Below are 3,837 nucleotides of genomic sequence, written 5' to 3'. Positions count from 1 at the left end.
CTGCCCCAACCCGACCGCGTGCCGAGCGCTCAAGAGCGTGCCGACCGCGGTGGCGCCGCCGTGGGGCCTGATCGTCAGCGATCTCTACGGACACTTCCCGCTGCCGTCGTCACGATCGCCGACGACCTGGAGTCCGCGCGCTGGGCGGCCGACGCGACCGAGTGGGATCCGCGGGTGTACGCGGCGGTGGCGCTGCACCCGACCCGCGCCGATGCGCTGACGCCGGAGGCGCGCACCGTGATCGAGCGCCTTGCGGGCCATCCCCGGGTGGTCGCGGTCGGCGAGACCGGGATGGACCTGTACTGGCCGGGCCGGCTGGAGGGCTGCGCCGAACCGGACCAGCAGCGCGACGCGTTCGCGTGGCACATCGACCTGGCCAAACGGACGGGTAAGCCGCTGATGATCCACAACCGCGACGCCGACGCCGCGGTGCTGGACGTGCTGCGCGCCGAGGGGGCGCCCGAGACGGTGATCTTCCACTGCTTCTCGTCGGACGCCGCGATGGCCCGCACCTGCGTCGACGAGGGGTGGGTGCTCAGCCTGTCCGGGACCGTCAGTTTCAAGAACGCCCGCGACCTGCGGGAAGCGGTCCCGTTGATCCCGCCCGGGCAGCTGCTCGTCGAGACCGACGCGCCGTTTCTGACCCCGCACCCGTTCCGGGGCGCGCCGAACGAGCCCTACTGCCTGCCCTACACTGTGCGGGCGCTGGCCGACCTGGTCGGCCGGTCCGCCCAGACGATCGCGGAGGAGACGACTGCCACAGCGGAGCGGGTGTACGGCCTGGCGAGTTGCTGGTCCTAGACCTATTCGTTACCGTCTTGTGATAATTCGCGCGTTGGGCAGGTATGCCGCCTGTTGAGCCTAAGTCGGGGACAGACGACCTTTTGAATGCATTGACCAGACTCCATCGCACGCGCTCGCCGCTGATGCGGGCGCTGATCGCGATGACTTTGCTCGCGTTGATCTTCGCCGGCGCCACCGCGGTGGCCTCCCACAAGACCGTGACACTGACCGTCGACGGGATGTCGATGTCGGTGCCGACGATGAAGTCCCGGGTCATCGACGTCGTGACCGAGAACGGGTTCGAGGTGGGCGAGCGCGACGACCTGTATCCCGCCGCCGACACCCCCGTCCACCAGTCCGACACCATCGTGCTGCGCCGCAGCCGGCCACTGGAGATTTCCACCGACGGCGGCGGCAGCGAACAGGTGTGGACCACAGCGTCGACGGTCGACGAGGCGCTGGCCCAGCTGCAGATGACCGACAAGGCGCCGGTGGCCGCCTCGCGCGCCAGCCGGCTACCGCTCGACGGGATGGCACTTCCGGTCGTGAGCCCCAAGAACGTGCACATCGACGACGGCGGCCAGCGAAGGACGGTGCGCCTCGCGGCACCGAACGTCGCAGCCCTGCTCGAAGCGGCCGGGACGCCGCTGCAGCAAAGCGACACCGTCTCCCCGGCGCCGTCGACGCCGGTGACCGACGACATGCACGTCACGATCACCCGGGTGCGCATCGCCAAGGTGACCGAGCGCCTGCCGCTGGTTCCGAACAACCAGCGCATCGAGGACGTGACGCTGAACATGAGCCGTCAGATCGTCGAGGATCCGGGACAACCCGGCGTGCAGGACGTGACTTTCGCGGTGGCGACGGTCAACGGGGTGGAAACCGGGAGATTGCCAGTAGCCAATGTCGTAATCGCTCCGGCGCGCGATGGTGTGCTGAGGGTGGGCGCGAAACCCGGCACAGAGGTCCCGCCGGTGACCAACGGGAGCACCTGGGATGCCCTGGCTCGCTGCGAAGCCGGAGGTAATTGGTCCATCAATACCGGCAACGGCTACTTCGGCGGTGTTCAATTTGATCAAAACACCTGGGAGCGTAACGGGGGTCTGAGGTATGCTCAGCGGGCGGATCTGGCAACAAGAGAAGAGCAGATCGCGATTGCTGAGGTAACTCGGGCGCGCCAAGGCTGGGGGGCGTGGCCCACGTGTAGTGGGAGGATCGGTGCGTCGTGACCATACGACTGCTCGGACGAACTGAAATACGGCATCTGGCTAAGTCGATCGACTTCCGGCCGCGCAAGTCTTTCGGTCAGAACTTCGTGCACGACGCCAACACCGTGCGCCGCATCGTGTCGGCGTCCAGCGTGAACCGCTCCGACCACGTTCTCGAGGTCGGTCCCGGCCTGGGTTCACTCACGCTCGCGTTGCTGGACCGCGGCGCCAAGGTGACCGCCGTGGAGATCGATCCGGTGCTGGCCAATCAACTGCCGACCACGATCGCCGCCCACTCGCACAGCGAGGCGAACCGGCTGACCGTGCTCAACCGGGACATCCTGACCTTCAAGCAGTCGGACATGACCGAGATGCCGACCGCGCTGGTCGCGAACCTGCCCTACAACGTCGCGGTGCCCGCGCTGCTGCACCTGCTCGCGGAGTTCCCGTCGATCCGCACCGTGATGGTGATGGTGCAGGCGGAGGTCGCCGAGCGGCTCGCCGCCGAGCCGGGCGGTAAGGACTACGGGGTGCCGAGCGCCAAGGTGCGGTTCTTCGGCAACGTCCGGCGCTACGGCATGGTGTCGCCGACGGTGTTCTGGCCGATCCCGCGGGTGTACTCGGGCCTGGTGCGGATCGACCGCTACGAGACCTCGCCCTGGCCGACCGACGCGGAGTTCCGCGAGCAGGTCTTCGAGCTCATCGACGTGGCCTTCGCGCAGCGCCGCAAGACCTCCCGCAACGCGTTCGCCGAGTGGGCGGGATCCGGCAACGAGTCGGCCAGCCGCCTGCTCGCCGCCAGCATCGACCCGTCCCGCCGCGGCGAGACGTTGAGCATCAACGATTTCGTCCGGCTGCTGCAGCGCTCCGCGGATTGGCACGTGGTGCCGAAGGCGGAGCCGGCCGCCGCCGAGGACACGGCCGACACGGCCGACAAGGACAGCCAGCTCCCGACGGCCTGATCTCCCGCCGAGACGGCGCTCAGCGCAGGTTTCGGCGAGACCGGAACATCAGCACGACCCCGGCCCTGCGCCGGGGTCGTGCTTTTTCGTTAGTGTCGTGCGGTGTCCGCGCGCGACGGTATTACGGCTCCCGACTGGGTCCCCACGGGTTCGGTCACCGTCCGGGTGCCGGGCAAGGTCAACCTGTACCTCGACGTGGGGGACCGTCGTGAGGACGGCTACCACGAGCTGACCACGGTGTTCCACGCGGTGTCACTGCTCGACGAGGTGACCGTGCGCACCGCCGACGTGCTGTCGCTGGAGATGTCGGGGGAGGGCGCCGGGGACCTGCCCACCGATCACCGCAACCTGGCCTGGCGGGCCGCCGAACTGATGGCCGAGCATGTGGGCCGGGCTCCGGACGTCGCCATCTCGATCGAGAAGACCATTCCCGTCGCCGGCGGCATGGCGGGCGGCAGCGCGGACGCCGCGGCAGTGCTGGTCGGGATGAACGCGCTGTGGGAGCTCGGCGTGCCCCGGCGCGATCTGCATGCGCTGGCGGCCCAGCTGGGCAGCGACGTCCCGTTCGCGTTGCACGGCGGCACCGCGCTCGGTACGGGCCGCGGCGAAGAGCTGGCGACGGTGCTGGCCCGCAACACCTTTCACTGGGTGCTGGCGTTCTCGCCGGGCGGGCTGTCCACCGCGAAGGTGTTCGCCGAGATCGACCGGCTCCGGGCCGAGCAGGACCGTATCCTGCCGCCCCGGCTGGAGTCACCCGAACCCCTGCTCGCCGCGCTGGCCTCGGGTGATCCGGCCCAGCTGGCCCCGCTGCTGGGCAACGACCTGCAGCCGGCGGCGCTGAGCCTCGACCCACGAGGGCGCGCTGCTGTCCCAGCAGGTCGCCG

4 protein-coding genes are annotated in these 3,837 nt (G+C 69.2%); all 4 read left to right on the top strand.

Features of this window, described 5'->3' with window-relative positions; genetic code table 11:
• A complete protein-coding gene (locus tag ASJ79_RS20230) occupies positions 1-801 on the top strand; it encodes a TatD family hydrolase (protein ID WP_231750948.1) in 801 nt (266 codons plus the stop codon).
• Between the two features lie 83 nt (positions 802-884).
• Complete coding sequence (locus ASJ79_RS20225) at positions 885-2,012, top strand: resuscitation-promoting factor (protein WP_067959050.1); 1,128 nt, start codon at positions 885-887, stop codon at positions 2,010-2,012.
• The gene (rsmA, locus tag ASJ79_RS20220; protein ID WP_067959045.1) at positions 2,009-2,953 is read left to right on the top strand and encodes a 16S rRNA (adenine(1518)-N(6)/adenine(1519)-N(6))-dimethyltransferase RsmA; all 945 of its coding nucleotides are present in this window, start codon (positions 2,009-2,011) and stop codon (positions 2,951-2,953) included. Before ASJ79_RS20225 ends, rsmA begins: the two co-directional genes overlap by 4 nt.
• Positions 2,954-3,055: 102 nt before the next feature.
• The coding region (locus ASJ79_RS20215) for a 4-(cytidine 5'-diphospho)-2-C-methyl-D-erythritol kinase (protein ID WP_067959042.1) at positions 3,056-3,837 on the top strand (782 nt) is incomplete at its 3' end.

Origin of the sequence: Mycobacterium sp. NAZ190054 (genome assembly GCF_001545925.1) — a bacterium.
Classification (GTDB): domain Bacteria; phylum Actinomycetota; class Actinomycetes; order Mycobacteriales; family Mycobacteriaceae; genus Mycobacterium.
This window is presented reverse-complemented; position numbering and strand designations above follow the sequence as displayed.